A 20,199-nucleotide genomic window follows, 5' to 3' on the forward strand; every position below is an offset into this window, starting at 1 on the left:
TTATATGTATGGACGTTGCAGGCATTAAAAAGGTTCGGAAGTGTAGGTAAAGGAATCGTAATTAATCTCTTCATCCGGATTGTTTCGCAATTCAATAATATAATCGAAGTGATTATAAGTATATTCGGATTCACGAATAAATATATCCGGGTGTTCGATCACTTTGGTCGATGGCATCGCCATAATTTCCTGCAATAGGCTGTAATGCTTTTCATTGGAGCGGATTGTAGAAACAATACCGTCAATAATGTAGACATTGTTAGGTGTCATTTCATCTTCGGAAAGCTGACTGCGAACCGTTTGTCTCAATAAAGTGGACGATACGAAAGTCCAACGTTTATTGGCACATACGCTTCCGGCAATAATCGATTCGGTTTTACCTACACGAGGCATTCCGCGTAAACCTACGACATGGTTGCCTTCGCGTTTGAAAATCTCACCAAGGAAGTCGACCAAGAGCCCAAGCTCATCCCGAGTAAATCGGAACGTTTTACGATCATCCGAGTCTCGCTCGATGTACCGGCCATGACGAACGGCCAAAATATCAACAAGCTTGGGTGGACGAAGGGCAGTAATAGTAATATTATCTACTTTTCTTAACATTTTACCCATTAAGTCAATTTTTTCTTCATCATTCGTTTGCAGAAGCATTCCGCGAGTGCGGTCTTCCACCCCATTAATGGTCACAATATTGATATCGAGCATCCCCATTAAGGAAGCGATATCCCCCAGCAAACCAGGACGATTCTTATGAATCTTATACTCCATGTACCACTCTTTAACGTCCAATCGTTCCACCTCATCGCAAATTAAGTAACTATCCGATAGTTACCAAGTAAAATATTTCTACAAAATTCGGCAAACTCCTTCTCCATCTAGCTCAGAAAAGCAATTTATTATTTCATTTTTAGTTCTTTCAGCTCTTGATCCGTGAATACGGTTGCACCCGGTTTCCATGTCTTTTGCAGCATGGCATTCAAACGGTTATTCAAAATGGTTGCCCAATTCAACTCGGCTGATAATGACCCGTTTAAATCCATGACAGACACACCGAGCGACTTGGCTTTTTGAACATGGGCAGCATCTGTTGGCGCGTAGAAGATGATCCACGTAGAAAGATGTTGTCTCGTTTGAAACGCGAGCTGTTGGAACCATTGATCATTGTTATCAAGTAAAATAATATGATCTGCTTCCTCAGAGGGAGCCCATGCAGAAGGAATCGGATGATCGGCTTGAGTGATCCATTCTATTGAGGCATTTTGATTTAATAAATCTTGAATCCATTTGCCTTTCAGATTGTCTACCTGATTCGGATCGATCTGAAATAAGGCCGCTTGATTGCCAATAAGATTGGATGACCCGTTTGCATCCAGCTGACTTTGCAGCAAAGTCCATTTGCTAGTCACTGCGTCTTGTTGAATCACTTGTTCCGCAGACGGCAACAATTCATTGCCTATTACATATATGTAGTCATAAGTCCTGACTTTCAGCTTCGTTACAATGTCATTATCAATGACTGTGGCGTCCTTGATCCAATCGTAAGCAATTAAATTAGAATCTCTCCATTGTTGAAGCGCAGTGGATACAGATTGCTTGGCAGTATCGGAAATGCCAGCGCTTGTGAGCATTAGCACAGATATTTTTTTGTCCAGCAATTCTTGCTTAATGACAGGAATCCCGCGGTTCCCACAACCTGTCACTACAAAAGTCAAAAGCAGTAAGCTTAAAACAATACGGTGAATCCTCATGATTGACTGTTCCTTCCTCCCAATGAGAAAACCTCTATCGATGCCATTCAAAGATGAGTGACCGCGTTTAGAGGATGGCTTTATCGCTACAAAGAAAGAAGTTTTTCAACTTTGAAAACCATACTCTCTTTTGTGGAAAAGCATGCAAAAGCCTCCGAAAGAGGAGGCTTTCACAAGTTGCCTTATTGAATTGTAAAACGGTTATTAGGCTTTGTCCACTAATTTTACCATGAGGCGGGCAAGTGTGCGTTTTTCTTCTTCGTTCCCGGCATCCCACAGCTCTTTAAGCACTCGCTCCTGTGTGTTTTCAGGATCTACTTTATTAGCAAGAAATTCACCGATTTGAAAAGCGAGCTTGCTGATCGTCTCGTCGCTCATCCCAGCCCGTTCGGCTTGACTAACACGCTCAGCAAGAAACTCTTTCCACTTATCAAATACTTGAAGTACAGTAGCCATTGTAAGAAGCCTCCTTTGAGTTGAGAGAAATGGTCATTACATAGGTAATATTCACTTTTCCTCAAAGAATTATGCGCTTGGTCATGTCAGGTCAGCCATCCACCGTTTGGACTGATAATCTGTCCCGTAATATAGCCGGATTCCGGAAGCGCCAAAAAGTAAACCAGCGAGGCGATTTCATCTGGTAAAGCAAACCGCCCGACAGGGATTTCACTTTCCAACGCCGCCTTCTCCTCCGCTTGAAAACCTGCCATCATTTCGGTGTTGACTGCTCCAGGCGCAACAGCATTCACAGTAACTCCGGAAGGCGCCAGTTCCTTGGCTAGTGCTTTCGTAAAAGCATTCATTCCGCCTTTGGCGGTTGAGTATACGACTTCACAAGATGCGCCGGATATGCCCCATATGGAAGAAACGTTAATAATTCGCCCATATTTTTGCCGGATCATGGCCGCCATAAACGTTTGAGTACAAAGGAATGCCCCTTTGAGATTAACGTCCATGATCAGATCCCAATCTTCTTCGCTCACGTCGGAAAGCAGTCCATAATGGGCGATTCCCGCATTGTTAACGATGATATCGGGGATCATTTCCCTCTGCTCCAGCTTTTCCTTCATCTTGTTGATTTGTTCGCGTGAACGAACATCCGCTGATACCGTAAGGACTTTGGCGCCATGCTTGATGCAAGAGCGAGCCACCTCATTCGCGGCCTCGTGCGAATCCCGATAATGGATGACGACGTTCATGCCTACCATCGCAAAACGTTCGGCGATTGCCGCGCCAATGCCTCTGCTGGCTCCTGTAATTAAAACGGTTTGTTCCGTAAAAGGTTTAGAGCGCGTCACGATTGACCACGACTTTGGACGATAGAAATCGCAAGTCTGCTCCAATCAAAATGCTCGCGAAGCCGCTTGTTTACGTCTTCAAGTGTAATACTTTCATAGACGGGTAGAATATCAAACAAATCAATACCTTTGAATCGGTATTTTGTGAACTCATTCGCGATAGCTTCCGGTGAGTTCAACATGCGCAGGAAATTGCCAATTTTCTTTTTACGACTTCGCTCAAAGGTAACGGGATCAAAACCAGGACCTTTACGTTTGTCGACTTCATCTCGAATCCTGGCAACAAGCTGGTCAGGATCCTTCGTATCTCCCCCTAGAATGGAAAAAGCGAAGTCCTCACTGCAATTATACTCATGGCCAAAATTATCCGAAATCAGCTGCTCATCATATAAGGCCTGATAAATGTCTGAACTGGAGCTAAATAAAATATCCAGCATGAGTTTGGTCGTTAGTTCTCTGATCAGCAGGTCTTTACCTGCTACCGATGGAGCAGCCTCTTTTAGACCAAACAAGCATTTGGGAAGAGATACGGGAAGTGTAATCACTCTTCTCGGTTCTTGAACTTCCAAAGGTTCATCCTCAAAAAATCGCGCGATGCGCCCTTGGGGAGCAAACGATTTGGCCGCCTGGTTTTCCTTAACAAACGCAACAACCTCTTGCGGGTCGACCCCGCCTACCACAAATAAACTCATATTGCTAGGGTGGTAAAACGTATGATAGCACTCATACAAGGTTTCTTTCGTAATTTGCGCTATAGATTCTACAGTACCGGCGATGTCGATGTGGACCGGATGCTTGGCGTACATGGACTCGATAAGACCGTAATAACTGCGCCAATCGGGATGATCTTGGTACATCTTGATTTCCTGCCCGATGATGCCCTTCTCTTTTTCCACATTTTCATCCGTAAAAAATGGGTTTTGCACAAAATTAATTAATGTCCTTAAGTTTGTCAAAATATGATCCGTCGAGGAAAACAAATAGGCCGTTCGATCAAAACTTGTAAAAGCGTTCGCTGACGCACCTTGCGAAGCAAAGCTGGCAAATACATCACCCTCCGGCTCCTCAAACATTTTGTGCTCTAAGAAATGAGCGATGCCATCCGGTACGCGAACTTCCTCTTTGCCTTCAACTTGAAAATGGTTATCGATTGAACCGTACTTCGTGGTGAACGTTGCATACGTTTTTTGGAATCCTTCTTTGGGAAGTACAAATACATGCAACCCATTATCTAGCTGCTCGTGATAAATCTTTTCATTGAGATGTGGATATGGAATAACCTGCATCTTCTACTCCCCCTTCTGATCCCGTAAAAAGTAAATGGTATCCAGCTGAACACGCTTGGCAGCCTCCGCTATTGCTGGTACGTCCACCCGTTCTACGGCTTCGATTAAGTCTGCAACCGTGCGCTCTTTGCCAGATAAAATCGCATTAAAGTCAAATGATATCAGTTCAAAGGCCGAATCCTGCAATTCACGCAATTGGTTCGAAATCATCGCACGGGTTTGACTCATTTCCGTCTCGCTGATATCCCCCCGCTCCATCGCTTGCAGCTGCTTTCGGATGATATCCACCGCTTTTTCGTAATTTTGCATTTCGATACCCGATTGAACCGTCAGAATGCCTTTATGCCCATCAAATCTCGATGAAGCATAGTAGGCCAAGCTTGCTTTCTCACGAACATTAATAAAAAGCTTCGAATGTGGGTATCCGCCAAGCACACCATTGTACATCAAGGCAACGGGATACTGCTCATCACGGTATGAAATATTGGTACGCAGACCCATATTCAGCTTACCCTGATTTACATCCAGACGCTCGACGACCGTTTTCGCTTCACGCGATGTGCTTCTTGGAATTACGGTTTCATAATGAACGTCCTTATTTCTTCCGATCGAAAAAGCTTGCTTGACAATTGCCTCAACTTCTTCAAGAGTGGTATTGCCTACAACATAAATATCTAACGGAGCATTTTGCAGCCACTCCTTATATTGTTCGTATAAGTTCTGCGGGGTAATACCGTCGAGATCATCAATTTTACCTAATGGGTGAAGACGGTAAGGCTCGTCGCTGCACATTTCTTCAATACAACGCTCCGCGGCGTAACGAACTTTATCATTGATCATAGCCTCAATACGTTTTTGAAGTGTCTGTTTCTCAGAATCCACATATTTGCTGCGGAAATGGCCGTCTTCTTGTGCTGGCTGGGTTAATGTTTCACCAACGAATTCAAGCCCTTTTTTCAATAAAGATTCGTTCGAGGAAACAAAACGGTCGTTAATAATATCCATGCGCAGTTGGACGATTTGGTAGTCGCCGCGTTTGTATATATCAAAGCCAAACCCCGCTCCATACAGATCATCTAAATACTCACGGAATTGTTGTGTTTCCGGATGAAGCTGGGTGCCTCTTCGCAGCACAAATGGCGTCAATGCCGTATTCGTGACCGTATCTTCCGCTAAGGGACGGCCTATGTACACCGATATGGCAAATGTCTTGAATTGATCCGTTGGCAGCACATGAAGTCGAATATGGTTCCACGTGCTCCGCTGAAATTGTATATGCTTCAAAGGTCGTATCTCCCTTCATGAATCCAAGATTTATATCCATTATATTCCTATACGAACAGGAGAAGCAACCAATGCTGGTTCCTTCTCCTTGTCCATGCCGCATATTATTTACAGAAGATGTGCTTGCCGATATTTTTGACTTGAGGTCTGCTCCAAATCCATTTGGATGTCGCTGTTTCAGGGTTAAAATAATAAATACAACCGCCTGTCGGATCCCAACCGCCCAGTGCATCTCTAACCGCTTTTTTCGTGGACTCACTTGGGGTCAGCCAAATTTGCCCGTCAGCTACAGCAGTGAACGCTCCCGGTTGAAAAATAACACCGGATACCGTGTTAGGGAAACTAGCCGACTTCACACGATTAAGAATAACGGCCGCAACTGCAACCTGACCAATGTAGGGCTCTCCTCGTGATTCACCATTAACGGCATTTGCCATTAAATTAATGTCCTGCTCCGATAATCCCAGGTTGTTTGAGGGCATCAAATTCGCCGGCCTATCACTGGATCCCGCATTTTCGGTTCCACCACCACCACCGCCTCCGCCTCCAGCGGTACCAGCATTCCCAGTTGTCGGTGCTGTCGGCCTCCATTCTTTCGTAGCTTCCCAAATCCTAAGCTTCGTCTTGGGACCAACAATACCATCGACCGTCATGCCGAATTCACCTTGGAAACGTTTCACGGCAACTAAGGTTCTATAACCAAAATCTCCGTCTATGTTTCCGCCATAGAAACCGATGAATTTCAATCGACCTTGCAGCTCATTAACATCTGATCCTGTTGCACCATATCTGATCTCGTTTTTACTAAACGTTTCTTCCGTCTTCGGATGGGTTTTGTTGTTCTTCAACTGAAATGCGGCAAACAAAACGAAAACGATACATAATGTAAGTACGATTAACCTTTTGTTCATTCCCCTTCAACCTCTCTTTTCAAATTGCAGCCTTTTCTTGCTTATTATGAGAAAGGGGGGCATTGATTATTCACGATAAAAAAACACTCTCGCAGGAGAGTGTTCAATTCAGATCAAGAACTTATTCGGTTGTGGTGATACTGCTCGATCGACATCAATACTTCACGAGGTTTACTGCCTTCATAGGGACCGACTACACCTTTAGCTTCCATCGAATCTATCAATCGCGCAGCGCGCGTGTAACCGACCCGCATACGGCGCTGCAACAAGGACACGGAAGCTTGCTTCGCTTCTAGCACAATTTGCACTGCTTGGTCGTATAGCTCGTCAGCAAATTCGTCCTGCTCTTCTGGCTGTTCCTCGACCTGTGGAACCATTTCTTCCTGGTAGTTGGCTTGTTCTTGCGTACGAACAAAGCTTACCACATGCTCAACCTCCTGATCGGATAAAAAAGCACCCTGTACACGAACCGGCTTGGATGCGCCGACAGGCAAATAAAGCATATCGCCGCGGCCCAGCAGCTTCTCAGCACCGACCATATCCAAGATCGTCCGGGAATCGACTTGTGAAGACACACCAAACGCGATACGCGAAGGAATGTTCGCTTTAATGACTCCCGTAATAACGTCGACAGAAGGACGCTGAGTTGCAATAATCAAGTGAATTCCCGCTGCACGCGCCATTTGTGCCAGACGGCAGATCGAATCCTCCACATCATTAGCCGCAACCATCATCAAGTCGGCTAACTCGTCCACGATGACTACATAGTAAGGCAATGGTGCTGCTGTGCCGCTTTCCGTAAGCATCGCGTTGTAACCTTCAATATTTCGGGTCCCGCTTTTAGAGAAAAGCTCATAGCGTTTCTCCATCTCGACAACGACCTTTTTCAGAGCAAGTGATGCTCTTCGCGGGTCGGTAACAACAGGTGCCAGCAAATGAGGAATGCCGTTATATACATTCAACTCGACCATTTTCGGGTCAATCATCAGAAACTTCACTTCGTTCGGCTTGGCTTTATACAAAATGCTCGTAATAATACCGTTAATACAAACTGATTTACCTGATCCGGTAGCCCCGGCAACGAGTAAGTGAGGCATTCTGGCCAAATTACCGACGATCGGTTGCCCGGAAATATCGCGACCAAGCACGACGGACAATCGCGAGCTCGACTCATTGAAGGCATTCGTTTCCATCACTTCGCGCATCGTCACGACTGAAACTTCCAGGTTCGGCACCTCGATACCGATCGCAGATTTACCGGGAATCGGCGCTTCCATTCGAATGTCCTTCGCCGCAAGCGCCAAAGCGATATCGTCGGTTAAGCTGACGATTCGGCTAACCTTAACGCCAACGTCGGGCTGGATTTCGTAACGCGTAACAGCTGGTCCGCGGACAACTTCAAGAACCTTGGCGCGGACGCCAAAACTCTCCAATGTCGCTTCAAGCTTCCTTGCGTTCGCTTTGTAGTCCGACATCTCGCTGCCCTTGCCGGCAGCAGGCTTGGCCAACAAATCGAGTGCCGGAAGTTCATATGGCCTCGAATTGACCTGTGGAGCATCCTGCTGGAACTCCACTGAAACAGGCTCTTGATCGCCGTCTTGCACCTCAGAGACTTTGGCTTTCGATATTGATGGAACGCTTGGCTGGGATGCCTGTGGCTTGGCCACCTGCGCCTCTTGAAACACCTGCTCCTGAAAATCACGAATGATCGGAGTTACCGGCTGTTCTTCTTGCTTACCAACGGCTTCAAGTGAATCATGTTCAGATTCCGCCTGGTAGACGACTTTCTCAGCAGCGCCTACCACATTAACGGACGCATCATCCTCATCCTCGAAATGGTCGGTGCTTGCCTTTTTCCGTCCTTCTTTGACTGGGCGAAGCAGCTCCATAAATAACGGCGCTTTCTTCGAGCGCTTCACCGGCTGGAAAACTTCCTCGTCGAACTCGTCATCGACAGGGACATACGATTGCTTCTTCACCCTGCTAACGGGAGCCCCAGCTGCTGCGCTCTGCGGTTGCCGTCCTCCGCGGTCTTGCAGCCATTCTTTCATTCTGTCTTTGAAATTATCTCCGACATTTTTGAAGCGGCCGCGTACCATGTTTCCGATGTCGACATACGAAAGACCTGTCGCCAGAATGAATCCGATGACAAACAACGCATATTGGATCAGCCTTGCTCCTAAATAATCAAACAAAAAATACAAAATGCCATATAGGATGGCACCGATCATGCCGCCGCCGATACCGAATTGTAGCGCAGCTTTGCCTGCATCCGTAGGATGTAACCCCGCTAGCATAGCTTCCCAAGTCGAAGAAATAATCTTACCTGAGGAGAATCCGCCATCCGGATATAACTGGGCAAACAAATCGATATGATTCTTGATAAGTAGTCCTAATATGAATAATAGAATGCCTGCCTTTTTCACTGTTCGCATATTCGGCCAGGCTCTTTTAATCATGGCATACAAGGCCACATATATGAAAATCAGCGGTATCAACGAATACCATGTCCCCACGAAAAAACGAAACAGGTACATAAGCGAATTCCCGACATGTCCTTGCTGGGCAAGGGCAATAACCGAAAAAATCAAGATCACAATCCCATACAATTCGAATAACAAGCTCGTCTTCACATTCTTGCCTTTTTTCTTGCGTTTTGCCACGCTTGTCACCCCCGAGACCACATTATACCATAATGGGTCAAGGGGAAGATACTGGCAGAAAGGCTTACACGTTCGCCCCAGAGAAATCCGGGTTATACGCAATGATGGAACCCGGCATATATTGCTCCTTTAAATAATCTTGCGGGTTGCAACTGAGCAGACGAACAATACGGGCTTGAAAACCGCTTATCGGCTCAACTTGCATCATCACACCCTGATGTGAAATTTCCATATAGTTCGGCGCAAAGGATTCCATCCCTTGAAAAACATCTTCCATCGGAATAACGGAATAGAGAATCATTGAACAAGCCCTCCACCGGCCAACGATTTCTTCTCTTCTATTCGTTGGTTCAGTTCTTTAATAGCTTCTCCGACCCCACCAACTTGATCGATCAAACCATATTTTACAGCGTCCGCTCCAATTACCGTTGTTCCGATATCACGAGTGAGCTCTCCTGTTTTGAACATCAATTCTTTGAATTTCCCTTCCGTCACATTAGAATGCTTCGTAACAAAGCGAGTTACGCGTTCTTGCATTTTATCCAAATACTCGAACGTTTGCGGCACGCCAATCACCAAACCATTCAAACGTATGGGATGTATCGTCATCGTCGCTGTTTCTGCAATGATGGAATAATTGGCGGATACGGCGATCGGCACCCCTATGCTATGACCTCCCCCCAGAACAAGCGTTACCGTAGGTTTAGATAGCGTAGAAATCATCTCAGCAATCGCGAGTCCCGCTTCCACATCGCCCCCAACTGTATTTAAAATAATCATTACGCCTTCGATTTTCGGATTCTGTTCGGCCGCTACCAGCTGCGGTATAATATGCTCGTACTTCGTCGTTTTATTTTGCGGAGGCAGAACGATATGCCCTTCAACCTGACCAATAATCGTAAGACAGAAAATATTAGATTCGCCTGCGGGGGTGTTCGTCTGCCCTAATTGCTGAATATTTTCTAATGTAGCGTTCTTCTTCCCCTCTTCTACACCCGGTTCCTGCTGCTTCGGATCTGCCATTGAAGTTCCTCCTTGGATTGTCCTATAATCCCCCATAGTATGAATAGTCCAAAGTACTTTCATACATCTGGCAGCTCATGAATAATATGAAAAAGCTCTCCCCGTTAAGGAGAGAGCTTTGTTATTTGCATAGGTTCAAGTGACTTGTTCGAGACTAGACTTCCATAATAATAGGAAGGATCATTGGTCTTCTTCTGGTTTGTTCATATAAAAATCGTCCCAGTGCGTCTTTAACATTCGTTTTCAAAGACGCCCATTCATTCACATTTTCATTCATTAATTTCGTTAACGTATTCGTTACGATACGGTTGGCTTCTTCCAAGAGACCTTCAGATTCACGTACATAGACGAATCCTCGGGAGATAATATCCGGACCGGATAAAATTTTGCCATCTTGTTTGCTGAGCGTAACCACTACCACCAGAATACCATCTTGCGACAGTAACTTACGGTCACGCAGAACAATGTTTCCTACGTCGCCAACACCAAGTCCGTCAATCAGAATGTTGCCGCTTTGAACTTTGGATCCTTTGCGTGCAACGCCATTCTGAATCTCGACCGTATCACCGATATCGCACATGAAAATATTTTCTTTATCAATGCCGACAGACTCGGCAAGCAATCCGTGTTGACGCAGCATGCGATATTCGCCGTGAATCGGTATAAAGTACTTCGGCTTCATAAGATTCAGCATGAGCTTCAGCTCTTCTTGACTGCCGTGACCGGATACGTGTACGCCGGTTACTGAGCCAGGGCCGTAAATTACGTTAGCGCCGATACGGAACAATTCATCCACAGTACGACCAACATAACGTTCGTTACCTGGAATCGGAGTTGCCGCGATAATGACCGTATCACCTGGTAAAATATCGACTTTACGGTGGGTAGAACGCGCCATTCTCGTAAGCGCAGACATCGGCTCACCTTGACTGCCTGTTGAAAGAATAACAACACGGTCGGCAGCAAGCTTGTTTACCTCTTCAGGCTCGATCAGCATTCCATCCGGAATGTGAAGATAGCCAAGTTCGCTTGCGATCGATACGACATTGACCATACTTCGGCCAATTACCGTCACCTTGCGATTCGTTGCAGCAGCTGCATCGAACACCTGTTGAACACGGTGAATGTTAGATGCGAAAGTCGCAATAACGACTCTTTGCTTCGCCTTACGAAACACTTCTTCAATTTCGACACCAACGCTTTTTTCCGATCCTGTATAACCAGGACGCTCCGCATTTGTACTATCTGAAAGCAAGGCAAGAACGCCTTTCTTCCCGATTTCCGCCATTCGATGCAGGTCGGCGTATTGATCATTGACAGGAGTCTGATCGAATTTAAAGTCGCCTGTATGAACGACGACGCCTTCCGGCGTATCCAGAGCGACACCCACGGAATCCGGAATACTATGATTGGTTTTGAAAAATGAAGCGGTTATGGTTCCGAGGGAAAGAATGGATTCCGAGTGAATCAAAATCCGTTTCGTTTCACCAAGCAAATTGGCTTCCTTCAGCTTCGCTTCAATAAGGCCGAGTGTCAGTTTCGTACCGTACACAGGAACATTCAGATGCTTGAGCACATAAGGCAAACCACCGATGTGGTCTTCATGGCCGTGAGTAATGATGATGCCGCGTACTTTATCGCGATTCTCCGTTAGGTAACCGATATCAGGAATGACGATATCAATCCCCAGCATGTCTTCCTCCGGGAATTTCAAACCGCTATCAATCACAACAATATCGTTCGCATACTGAACACAATACATATTTTTTCCGATTTCGCCCACGCCGCCAAGAGCGAAGATCAAAAGTTTGTCTACATTTTTTTTGGACAAGAATATACCTCCTTCTAAGATTGGACGACGAATTTTAAATGATTAAACCGAACCAGTCACTTGCAACCATTATACATGAAGAAAAACAGCAAATACAAGTCGATACCCATGTGTGAATTTGTCAATGATATTCAATAATTGCAAATCACACCCTGCAAACGCTAGTGTCCCCAAAAAAAGAAAACCGATGCCGGAAGCACCGATTCATTAGGCGTTATCATACAAAAAGAGATTGGATGAATTGTCCTTCTTGCTCGGATACCTGAACTAACGGAAGTCTCACTCCACCTGTCTGAATACCTTTCAGTGCCAAAGCATGCTTGATTGGAGCAGGACTTGGTGCACAGAAAATACCGGTAAAAATCGGGTGAAGCTTACGATGGAGCTCTGCCGCTTGCTGTATGTTGCCTTCTACGTAATACTTTATCATAGATTGCATTTCTTTTCCAATCACATGACTCGCAACGCTTACAATCCCTCGACAGCCGACGGCAATCGCAGGAAGCGTATTGCTGTCCTCACCGCTGTATACGGAGAAATCAGCGTCAACACCGTTTAATATACGAGTCAATTGATCCGTATTGGCGCAATCTTTGGTAGCAACAATGTTAGGAATCTTCGAAAGACGAATAGTTGTATCCGCATCGATATTTACGCCTGTGCGCCCTTGCACATTATACAGCACCACAGGAACACGAACTGATTCTGCAACTGCTTTAAAATGCTGGTAAAGCCCTTCTTGGGAAGGACGATTATAGTAAGGAGCTACGACGAGCAAAGCGTCCACTCCAAGCTTTTCAACTTTTTGGGAAAAATGAATGGTATGGGCTGTATCATTACTGCCGGTGCCGGCAATAATTTTGCAGCGTCCCTTGGCATATCTTACGGACAACTCGATAAGTTTCAGTTTCTCATCTTCCGTTAAAGTCGGCGACTCCCCCGTCGTTCCGCAAATCACGAGGCTATCCGACTGCTGCTCTTCGATCAAATAATGAATCAGTGGCTCCACCTGGTCCCAATTGACTGCTAATTGATCGTCAAATGGAGTTACCATCGCTGTGACTACTCTTCCGAAATCCACCGTATACGCCTCCTAAAACTAAATCTAAATCTTATCTAAGTTATTCACTTAGATAAATTGAACTTATGATGAAGTGCCCTTACCGCTTTAATCATATCCTCACCATGGACAAGGACCCATATTGTTGTATTCGAGTCGGCAGACTGAAGTATACGAATATCTTCATCTGTCAAAGCTTCTACAATATGCGCCATGATTCCTGGCACACCGTTCATCCCGCCTCCGATGATGGAAACTTTCGCGCAACCGCGTAAAACTTTTGGCTCATAGCCTTGGCTTTCAAGCAGTCCAATCGCTCGGTCCGCTTCATGATCGAACACGGTATAAACAACCCCTGATGGGTTCACATTGATAAAATCAACACTAATTTGATGCTGCGCCATCGATTTGAACACACGAAGCTGGAGATCGAAATGACCCCTAGCAGCCGCAACTTGAATTTGGGTAATATTCGTAAATTGTGCGATCCCCGTCACAAAACGATCCGCAACTTGATTCGTTTCATGATGGATCGTATCCCCAGCAGCAACCAATGTTCCCAATTCCTTGGAAAACGTAGATCGGACACGTATCGGAATGTTCGCTTGCATCGCAACCTCAACTGCACGAGGGTGAATAACTTTGGCGCCATTATGCGCCATATTGCAAATTTCAGCGAAGCTGACCCGCACAAGGGGCTTGGCATCCTCAACGATTCGCGGGTCTGCCGTTAAGATTCCGTTCACATCCGTAAAGATATCAACAATCTCGGCTTTCAACGCCGCACCAAGTGCTGTTGCGGACGTATCGCTTCCACCACGTCCAAGCGTTGTCAGTTCTCCTTGACTTGTGATGCCTTGGAACCCCGTTACTACAACAACCTGTTCATTCTCAAGAAGTTCTAGAATCCGATTAGGCTGTATCGAAACAATTTGAGCGTTACCGTGCACATCATTCGTATGAATACCGGCTTGCCCACCTGTTAGGACGGTTGAGCGTATGCCGGCTGCCTGCAGCAGGCTGCACAAATGCACCGCGGAAATCAACTCTCCGCAGCCCATCAACATATCGAGCTCCCTCGCTGGCAGCCCCTCCCCGTTCTGACGAACGAGGTCCAGGAGCGTGTCAGTTGCATAGGGTTCCCCTTTTCTTCCCATCGCGGAAACGACAACGACCAATTGATAATCTTGTGCTAGTGCATCTTGAATATGACCAATAACGTGTTCTCTGGCTTGAACGGTGGAAAGCGATGTACCTCCGTACTTCTGTACAAGAATTCGCATGAGTTTCCCCCATATTCATGTCTTACTGCTCTCGTTAAGCAGTGCTGATTACTGTTCAATAGCAATGTATTCAGCAATTTGCACGGCATTCCATGCCGCACCTTTCAGCAAATTATCAGAAACGATCCACATGTTAAGCGCTTTTGGATTGCTAAGATCACGACGAACACGACCTACGAAAGTCTCCAATTTACCCGCAGCGTCCGTTGCAAGCGGATACTGTTGTTCAGCAGGGTTGTCAACCAGAACAATACCTGGTGCATTCGCAATCAAATTTTTTACTTCTTCAATGTCAAAATCCTCTTTCAGCTCCACGTAGACGGATTCTGAATGTCCATAAACAACCGGAATACGTACGCATGTCGCTGTCACATCAATGGACTCATCGCCCATAATTTTTTTCGTTTCGAGAATCATTTTCATTTCTTCATTCGTGAAACCATTCTCGTGGAATTTGTCGATTTGCGGAATCGCATTGAACGCGATTTGATGCTTCACCGGCAATGAACCCACCGGTAAAATATCCGGATTCGACTCTCTTCCCTCGAGAACTTCCTTGGACTGTCTCAGCATCTCGTTAATCGCTTTGGCTCCCGCACCCGAAACAGCTTGGTAAGTCGAGACGATGATTTTGGAAATACCAAACCGGTCGTACAACGGCTTCAAAGCGGCAACCATTTGAATCGTGGAGCAGTTCGGATTCGCGATAATCCCTTTATGCTCGTTAATTTTATCAACATTGACTTCAGGCACAACTAAAGGAGTATCTGGATCCATACGGTAAGCGCTGGTATTATCGATACAAATCGTTCCGGCTTCAACCGCATGCGGTGCCAGCGCCTTAGAGACGTCTCCTCCAGCGCTGAACAATGCAATATCAACGCCTTGGAAGCTTTCAGGCGTCGCTTCTTGAACAGTAATTTCTTGGCCTTTGAATGAAAGTTTTACGCCGGCTGAGCGAGCGGATGATAATAATTTCAATTCCTTAATGGGGAAATTCCGTTCTTCTAGTAGACGAATGATTTGTTCACCTACGGCACCGGTAGCGCCGACGACTGCAACATTAAAAAGTTTCTGGTTCGACATGTCCTGTCCTCTCCCCTGTGTCTTTTGTATATGAATTAATATTGAAATCTCTCAATAATCATAGGCTGCAGCTGTTTTCCTTCGAGGGCCGCTTCGCAAGCTTCCTTGATCAAATCCATTCTGGCTACCAAAGAATTGGGCTTCACACCAGGGGCATCCTGACCGAAAGGCACAAAATAAATATTTTTGGTAATAAGAAGCTTCGCGATATTCATCGCATTGAGTCCGAGTCCGTCATTGGTAGAAATGGCCAAAACAAGCGGACGCTGATTTCTCATTTGGGCTTTGGCCGCCATAAGTACTGGACTTTCTGTCATCGCATTGGCCAATTTGCTAGTTGTGTTACCGGTACATGGCGCAATAACCATGACATCGAGTAATTTGGATGGACCTAACGGTTCAGCATCTACTATTGTAGAAATAATGTCGTTACCCGTGATTTCCTTCAACTGCTGCTGCCAATCTGCGGATTTGCCGAAACGCGTATCTGTCGTTAAAATCGAATTCGATACGATTGGAATAACGCGCGCACCTGCATCTACAAATCTCTTAACCTGCGGCATGACTTCTTCCAGCGTACAATGAGAGCCAGTTAGTGCATACCCGACCGTTTTCCCTTGCCAATTCATTCCACATCGCTCCTGTCTTTGAAGTCTTCCTCAATCAGCTGACTCAGCGTATTCGCCATAATTCGACCAGCTGTTTTGGGTGCGACAATGCCAGGCAATCCGGGCGCGAGCATCGCTTTAATCCCTCTTCTTTCGGCAAATCGGAAGTCCGTTCCGCCGGGTTTGGAGGCCAAGTCGATGATAAGCGCGCGATGTGGGATATTGGTAATAACTTGCGCTGTGACTATCATAGTCGGAATTGTGTTAAAAAGCAAGTCAATATTCCCCACTTCCGGGTACAAGTCTTTCGTATAGAAAGGCTGGAAACCCATCTCCCACGCTCTTGCAAAATGCTCCGGCTTCCTCACGCCTACCTTCACTGTCGCCCCTAATCCCTGCAGTGTTTTTGCCATCGTGAACCCTGTTCGACCAAAACCCAAAACCATGCATACCGATCCATGAATCGTAATATCCGTATTCTGAATCGCCATCATGAGCGCACCTTCGGCAGTCGGAATGGAGTTATAGATCGCAACGTCATCCCGATCGAATAATTCAATAACCTCTATCCCATGTGAAGCACAAAGTTTCTTAAGGTAGCTCTTGGCCATCCCCGTATATACTTTGGCATGCTTAGGCAGCGAGGAGATATGATCGTCTGTCAAAATCAACTCCTCACTGGAAAAGATCGATTCCACTTGTCCCGAATCGTCCGTACCAACCGCTGGCAATATCAAGACGTCAATCGTTTGAAGCAGCGCCGGTTGCAGCTTCGCATTGGTTACGCCGCTAAACTGGCGCCCCAGATTATCAAAGCCAATTAACGTTACTGTAGCATCGAGCTCGGTAAATTTCTGAATTACTTCTAGCTGCCGGGCGTCACCGCCCATGAAAGCAACCGAAATCCCAGTAAGCATTCCCGCTTACACCCCTTTCTCGGTCCGTTTCGATACGATATAGTATGCTTCCGCCTAAAGATGGGTGACTTCACAGCAGTTAACAAAAAAAGCTCCTTCCCTAAGGAAAGAGCTTGATCTATAGATGCTTATGAGAATACCTCGCAGTTATCGGCCAGTATGACCAAAGCCGCCGGTACCACGCTCGGTGTCTGTTAGTTCCGCAACTTCTGTGAGCTGAATCTGAGGAACGAGTTGAAATACCATCTGCGCGATGCGTTCATTCCGCTGGATCGTGAAGGGCTCCTGCCCGTGATTGATCAGCAGCACTTTCACTTCGCCGCGATAGTCCGCATCGATTGTTCCAGGCGAGTTCAGCGTGGTGATGCCATGCTTGAAGGCCAGACCGCTTCGCGGGCGGATCTGCGCTTCCAGTTCCGGCGACATGCTGAGCGCGAAGCCGGTCGGAATGAGCTGCCGCTCGCCGGGGTGCAACACGACCGGCTCACTGACGGCAGCATGCAGGTCGAAGCCGCTGGCGGCGGCTGACATTTTTTGCGGCAGAAGGATGTCTTCTTGGCCGGACATGCGTTTGATCTGCACTTCGTAATTAAAGAGAGACAAGTTGATCCCTCCTGAATCCTTGGATTACTTCATCGGAATGTCCGACCATGGATAGCGCGAACGGCGCTGAGAACAGCGTTTTCGTGAGCTCGCGCACATGCTCCATTTGAACACTTTCAATCCGTTCAATCATTTCATCCAAGCTGTAATGCTTGCCGGTCATCAGCTCATTTTTGCCCAATCGGTTCATCCGGCTGCTCGTACTTTCCAGACTAAGAATCAAGCTTCCTTTCAGCTGCTCCTTGCCTTTCTTCAGCTCGTTATCCGTCATGCCTTTTACCGCAATATCATGAAGCAGTTCCATCGTCACTTTCAGCACTTCATCAGTCTGTTTGGGCGCTGTACCGGTATAAATCGTGAACATTCCGCTATCAATATGCGAGGAATGATACGAGTACACGGAGTAAGCGAGACCTCTTTTCTCACGAATCTCTTGAAAAAGTCTCGAACTCATGCCGCCGCCAATGGCATTGTTCAGCAAAACCATCGGATACAGATTTTCTTCCTGAAGCGAAAGTCCCGGCAAAGAGAGACAAATGTGATTTTGTTCCGTTTTCTTGGCATGGAAAATGAGATCCCCAAGAAAATCCGGAGCCTCGTAATCCGTTTCAGCCCCAGACTGAACGAAGCCGCCAAAATGCTGCTCAATCAAAGCTCTAACACTGTCATCGATGTTGCCCGCGATACTGAGCACCGTATTTTCAGTGTTATAGAAATGCTTCATATAATTGCGAAGATCATCAGGCTTCATACCTGACAAATTATCCTGCGTCCCTAAGATCGTATAACCGAGTGCATGGGAACCGTACGCAGCTTTCGCCACTAAGTCATGTACAAGATCGTCCGGCGTATCTTCATACATCGAAATTTCTTCAAAAATAACGTTTTTCTCTTTTTCAAGCTCGCCTTCGTCGAAAGTCGAATTGAAAAACATGTCCGCAAGTACGTCCATCGCCAGCGGCAAATGCTCATCAAGCACTTTTGCATAATAGCATGTATACTCTTTGGAGGTAAATGCGTTCACATTCCCGCCGATACCGTCGAAAATTTCGGCGATATCTTTGGCGGAATGACGCTCCGTCCCTTTGAAAAGCATATGTTCGATAAAATGTGAAATTCCGTTATTATCCTGCTTCTCATTTCGCGATCCGGTTTTCACCCAGATGCCGAATGACACTGAGCGGCAGGTCGGAATTTGTTCCATGACGACTCTTAAGCCATTATGTAAGCGGTATTTGATCACCTATGTTCCTCCTCGATATGTAGCACCTAAAGTCCAATTCCCCATATATACGCTAAAATTGACTTAAATAGCCCACTTTGACCATTTAAAACGTACTTTAATAGTCTAACAAAAATGTGCCTTTGACTCAACTTACTGCATTAGAACGTCAGTTTTCGGAACTCGATTCGGGGATAACAATTCGGAGACGGTCCCTAGCGTCAGACCTTTATTCTTGATGATTCGTATCATCCCGTCAAGCGCTTCACTGGAAGACGCCGTCGGATGCATGAGTATGAGCGAGCCTGGTTCTACACTTTTGGAAAGTCGCTGAATAATTTGATCCGCGCCAGGATTTTTCCAATCGATCGTATCAAACGTCCAGAGAACGGTTTTTAGCTTAAATTGTGCAGCCACTTGAACGGTTTCTTCATTAAAATAACCCGATGGCGGAGCGAACAAAGTGTTGGTCACGCCTAATTGCTGCTTAAGCAAATCCTCGGTTTTGGAAATTTCCTCTACAGCTTTACTTCGGCTAATGCCTCTCATATCTTTGTGAGAATAAGCGTGATTGGACAGTTCGTGGCCTTCACTTTGAATTTTCTTGGCCGTTTCAATATTTTTCTTCAACCATGAACCATCGAAGAAGAAGGTGGCATGTACATGTTCTTTACGAAGCGTTTCCAGGATGCGCGGCAGATATTCATTCCCCCAGGCTACGTTTATCATGATGGATGCCATAGGTTTCTTGGGGTTTCCTTTATATATCGGGCTTGGGCCCAGATCGTCCAGTTGAATGGCCGGTGATGTCTCTTTCATGATGTAATGAATTTTACCCGGTATCAAATGATGCTCGGCCAGCTTGAGGGTTTCATCAATATCTACCTCTAAACCGTTGTAACCCGGAATTGCTTTCCACACGGGATCTATTTTAGCGTTAATGGGTGCTACTTTGCGTTTGGCCGCTTCAGCTTTAATAATATCGAGCAAATTGCTTCGACTGACCCAACTGCTCTTATCCACTTGTGCTGCAGCCATTGCCGGCACTGCTTCTTGATTATCTAAATCGCTTATTATTACTGGTGGCTTATAGCCGGCCTTTACTGCGCTAATATACGTTCCGATGCCGGGAAGAGCCTGGAGCGAAACCAGCACCATAGCAAAAAAACTTCCTAGCAGCAGCCATTTTTTGTCAAGCATAGCCATGTCCTCCTAATCGTTTTGCTTTAGCAAAACTTGCATCGTCAAACATAAGCTTTCCTTATGTCCTGATCTTATGCATGGAAGGACAAGGTTAGAACGAGGTAAGTTCGCGCTTCTGAAAAGCAAAAAAGAGACAGATTGATCTGACTCTTTATCCCTGAAGTATAAAATTG

19 protein-coding genes are annotated in these 20,199 nt (G+C 46.0%); all 19 read right to left on the bottom strand.

The genetic code is table 11. The features are described 5' to 3' along the window. Nucleotides 1–24: 24 nt before the first annotated feature. Complete coding sequence (locus tag ACFQZT_RS29995) at nt 25–768, bottom strand: DUF3388 domain-containing protein (RefSeq protein WP_379306406.1); 744 nt, start codon at nt 766–768, stop codon at nt 25–27. Between the two features lie 128 nt (nt 769–896). Beyond that, a complete protein-coding gene (locus tag ACFQZT_RS30000; RefSeq protein ID WP_379306211.1) occupies nt 897–1,748 on the bottom strand; it encodes a hypothetical protein in 852 nt (283 codons plus the stop codon). Nucleotides 1,749–1,952: 204 nt separating this feature from the next. Continuing rightward, complete coding sequence (locus ACFQZT_RS30005) at nt 1,953–2,204, bottom strand: DUF3243 domain-containing protein (protein ID WP_379306213.1); 252 nt, start codon at nt 2,202–2,204, stop codon at nt 1,953–1,955. An 86-nt stretch (nt 2,205–2,290) separates the two neighbouring features. Continuing rightward, nucleotides 2,291–3,046: an elongation factor P 5-aminopentanone reductase gene (gene ymfI / locus ACFQZT_RS30010; protein ID WP_379306215.1), complete on the bottom strand. Its 756-nt coding sequence runs from the start codon at nt 3,044–3,046 to the stop codon at nt 2,291–2,293. Further along, nucleotides 3,043–4,332, bottom strand: coding sequence for an EF-P 5-aminopentanol modification-associated protein YfmH (gene yfmH / locus ACFQZT_RS30015; RefSeq protein WP_379306217.1), 1,290 nt, complete (start codon nt 4,330–4,332; stop codon nt 3,043–3,045). The genes ymfI and yfmH overlap by 4 nt, the downstream gene beginning before the upstream one ends. A 3-nt stretch (nt 4,333–4,335) precedes the next feature. Continuing rightward, a complete protein-coding gene (gene yfmF, locus ACFQZT_RS30020; protein WP_379306219.1) occupies nt 4,336–5,616 on the bottom strand; it encodes an EF-P 5-aminopentanol modification-associated protein YfmF in 1,281 nt (426 codons plus the stop codon). Between the two features lie 104 nt (nt 5,617–5,720). Beyond that, nucleotides 5,721–6,527 carry a spore cortex-lytic enzyme gene (gene sleB, locus ACFQZT_RS30025; protein ID WP_379306221.1) on the bottom strand — a complete coding sequence of 269 codons (807 nt, stop codon included), beginning with the start codon at nt 6,525–6,527 and terminating at the stop codon, nt 5,721–5,723. A gap of 113 nt (nt 6,528–6,640) precedes the next feature. Further along, entirely contained in the window at nt 6,641–9,190 is a 2,550-nt protein-coding gene (locus ACFQZT_RS30030; RefSeq protein WP_379306224.1) for a DNA translocase FtsK, read from the bottom strand. 64 nt (nt 9,191–9,254) lie between these two features. Next, a complete protein-coding gene (locus ACFQZT_RS30035) occupies nt 9,255–9,491 on the bottom strand; it encodes a YlzJ-like family protein (protein WP_379306226.1) in 237 nt (78 codons plus the stop codon). Further along, nucleotides 9,488–10,213, bottom strand: a complete 726-nt coding sequence (locus ACFQZT_RS30040; RefSeq protein ID WP_379306228.1) for a ClpP family protease — start codon at nt 10,211–10,213, stop codon at nt 9,488–9,490. Before ACFQZT_RS30040 ends, ACFQZT_RS30035 begins: the two co-directional genes overlap by 4 nt. A 154-nt stretch (nt 10,214–10,367) precedes the next feature. After that, the gene (locus ACFQZT_RS30045; RefSeq protein ID WP_379306230.1) at nt 10,368–12,044 is read right to left on the bottom strand and encodes a ribonuclease J; all 1,677 of its coding nucleotides are present in this window, start codon (nt 12,042–12,044) and stop codon (nt 10,368–10,370) included. Between the two features lie 217 nt (nt 12,045–12,261). After that, nucleotides 12,262–13,125 carry a 4-hydroxy-tetrahydrodipicolinate synthase gene (gene dapA, locus ACFQZT_RS30050; RefSeq protein WP_379306232.1) on the bottom strand — a complete coding sequence of 288 codons (864 nt, stop codon included), beginning with the start codon at nt 13,123–13,125 and terminating at the stop codon, nt 12,262–12,264. A gap of 44 nt (nt 13,126–13,169) precedes the next feature. After that, nucleotides 13,170–14,387, bottom strand: a complete 1,218-nt coding sequence (gene dapG, locus ACFQZT_RS30055) for an aspartate kinase (RefSeq protein ID WP_379306234.1) — start codon at nt 14,385–14,387, stop codon at nt 13,170–13,172. 48 nt (nt 14,388–14,435) lie between these two features. After that, nucleotides 14,436–15,473 carry an aspartate-semialdehyde dehydrogenase gene (locus ACFQZT_RS30060; protein WP_379306236.1) on the bottom strand — a complete coding sequence of 346 codons (1,038 nt, stop codon included), beginning with the start codon at nt 15,471–15,473 and terminating at the stop codon, nt 14,436–14,438. A gap of 35 nt (nt 15,474–15,508) precedes the next feature. Then, nucleotides 15,509–16,102, bottom strand: coding sequence for a dipicolinate synthase subunit B (locus ACFQZT_RS30065; RefSeq protein ID WP_379306238.1), 594 nt, complete (start codon nt 16,100–16,102; stop codon nt 15,509–15,511). After that, complete coding sequence (gene dpsA, locus ACFQZT_RS30070) at nt 16,099–16,998, bottom strand: dipicolinate synthase subunit DpsA (RefSeq protein ID WP_379306240.1); 900 nt, start codon at nt 16,996–16,998, stop codon at nt 16,099–16,101. Before dpsA ends, ACFQZT_RS30065 begins: the two co-directional genes overlap by 4 nt. 147 nt (nt 16,999–17,145) lie before the next feature. Further along, nucleotides 17,146–17,601, bottom strand: a complete 456-nt coding sequence (dut, locus tag ACFQZT_RS30075; RefSeq protein WP_379306242.1) for a dUTP diphosphatase — start codon at nt 17,599–17,601, stop codon at nt 17,146–17,148. Beyond that, nucleotides 17,588–18,844, bottom strand: coding sequence for a M16 family metallopeptidase (locus tag ACFQZT_RS30080; protein ID WP_379306244.1), 1,257 nt, complete (start codon nt 18,842–18,844; stop codon nt 17,588–17,590). The genes dut and ACFQZT_RS30080 overlap by 14 nt, the downstream gene beginning before the upstream one ends. Nucleotides 18,845–18,976: 132 nt before the next feature. Then, complete coding sequence (locus tag ACFQZT_RS30085; protein WP_379306246.1) at nt 18,977–20,023, bottom strand: polysaccharide deacetylase family protein; 1,047 nt, start codon at nt 20,021–20,023, stop codon at nt 18,977–18,979. Between the last annotated feature and the right edge of the window lie 176 nt (nt 20,024–20,199).

It is taken from the genome of Paenibacillus sp. GCM10027628 (genome assembly GCF_042676385.1).
Lineage (GTDB): Bacteria > Bacillota > Bacilli > Paenibacillales > NBRC-103111 > Paenibacillus_E.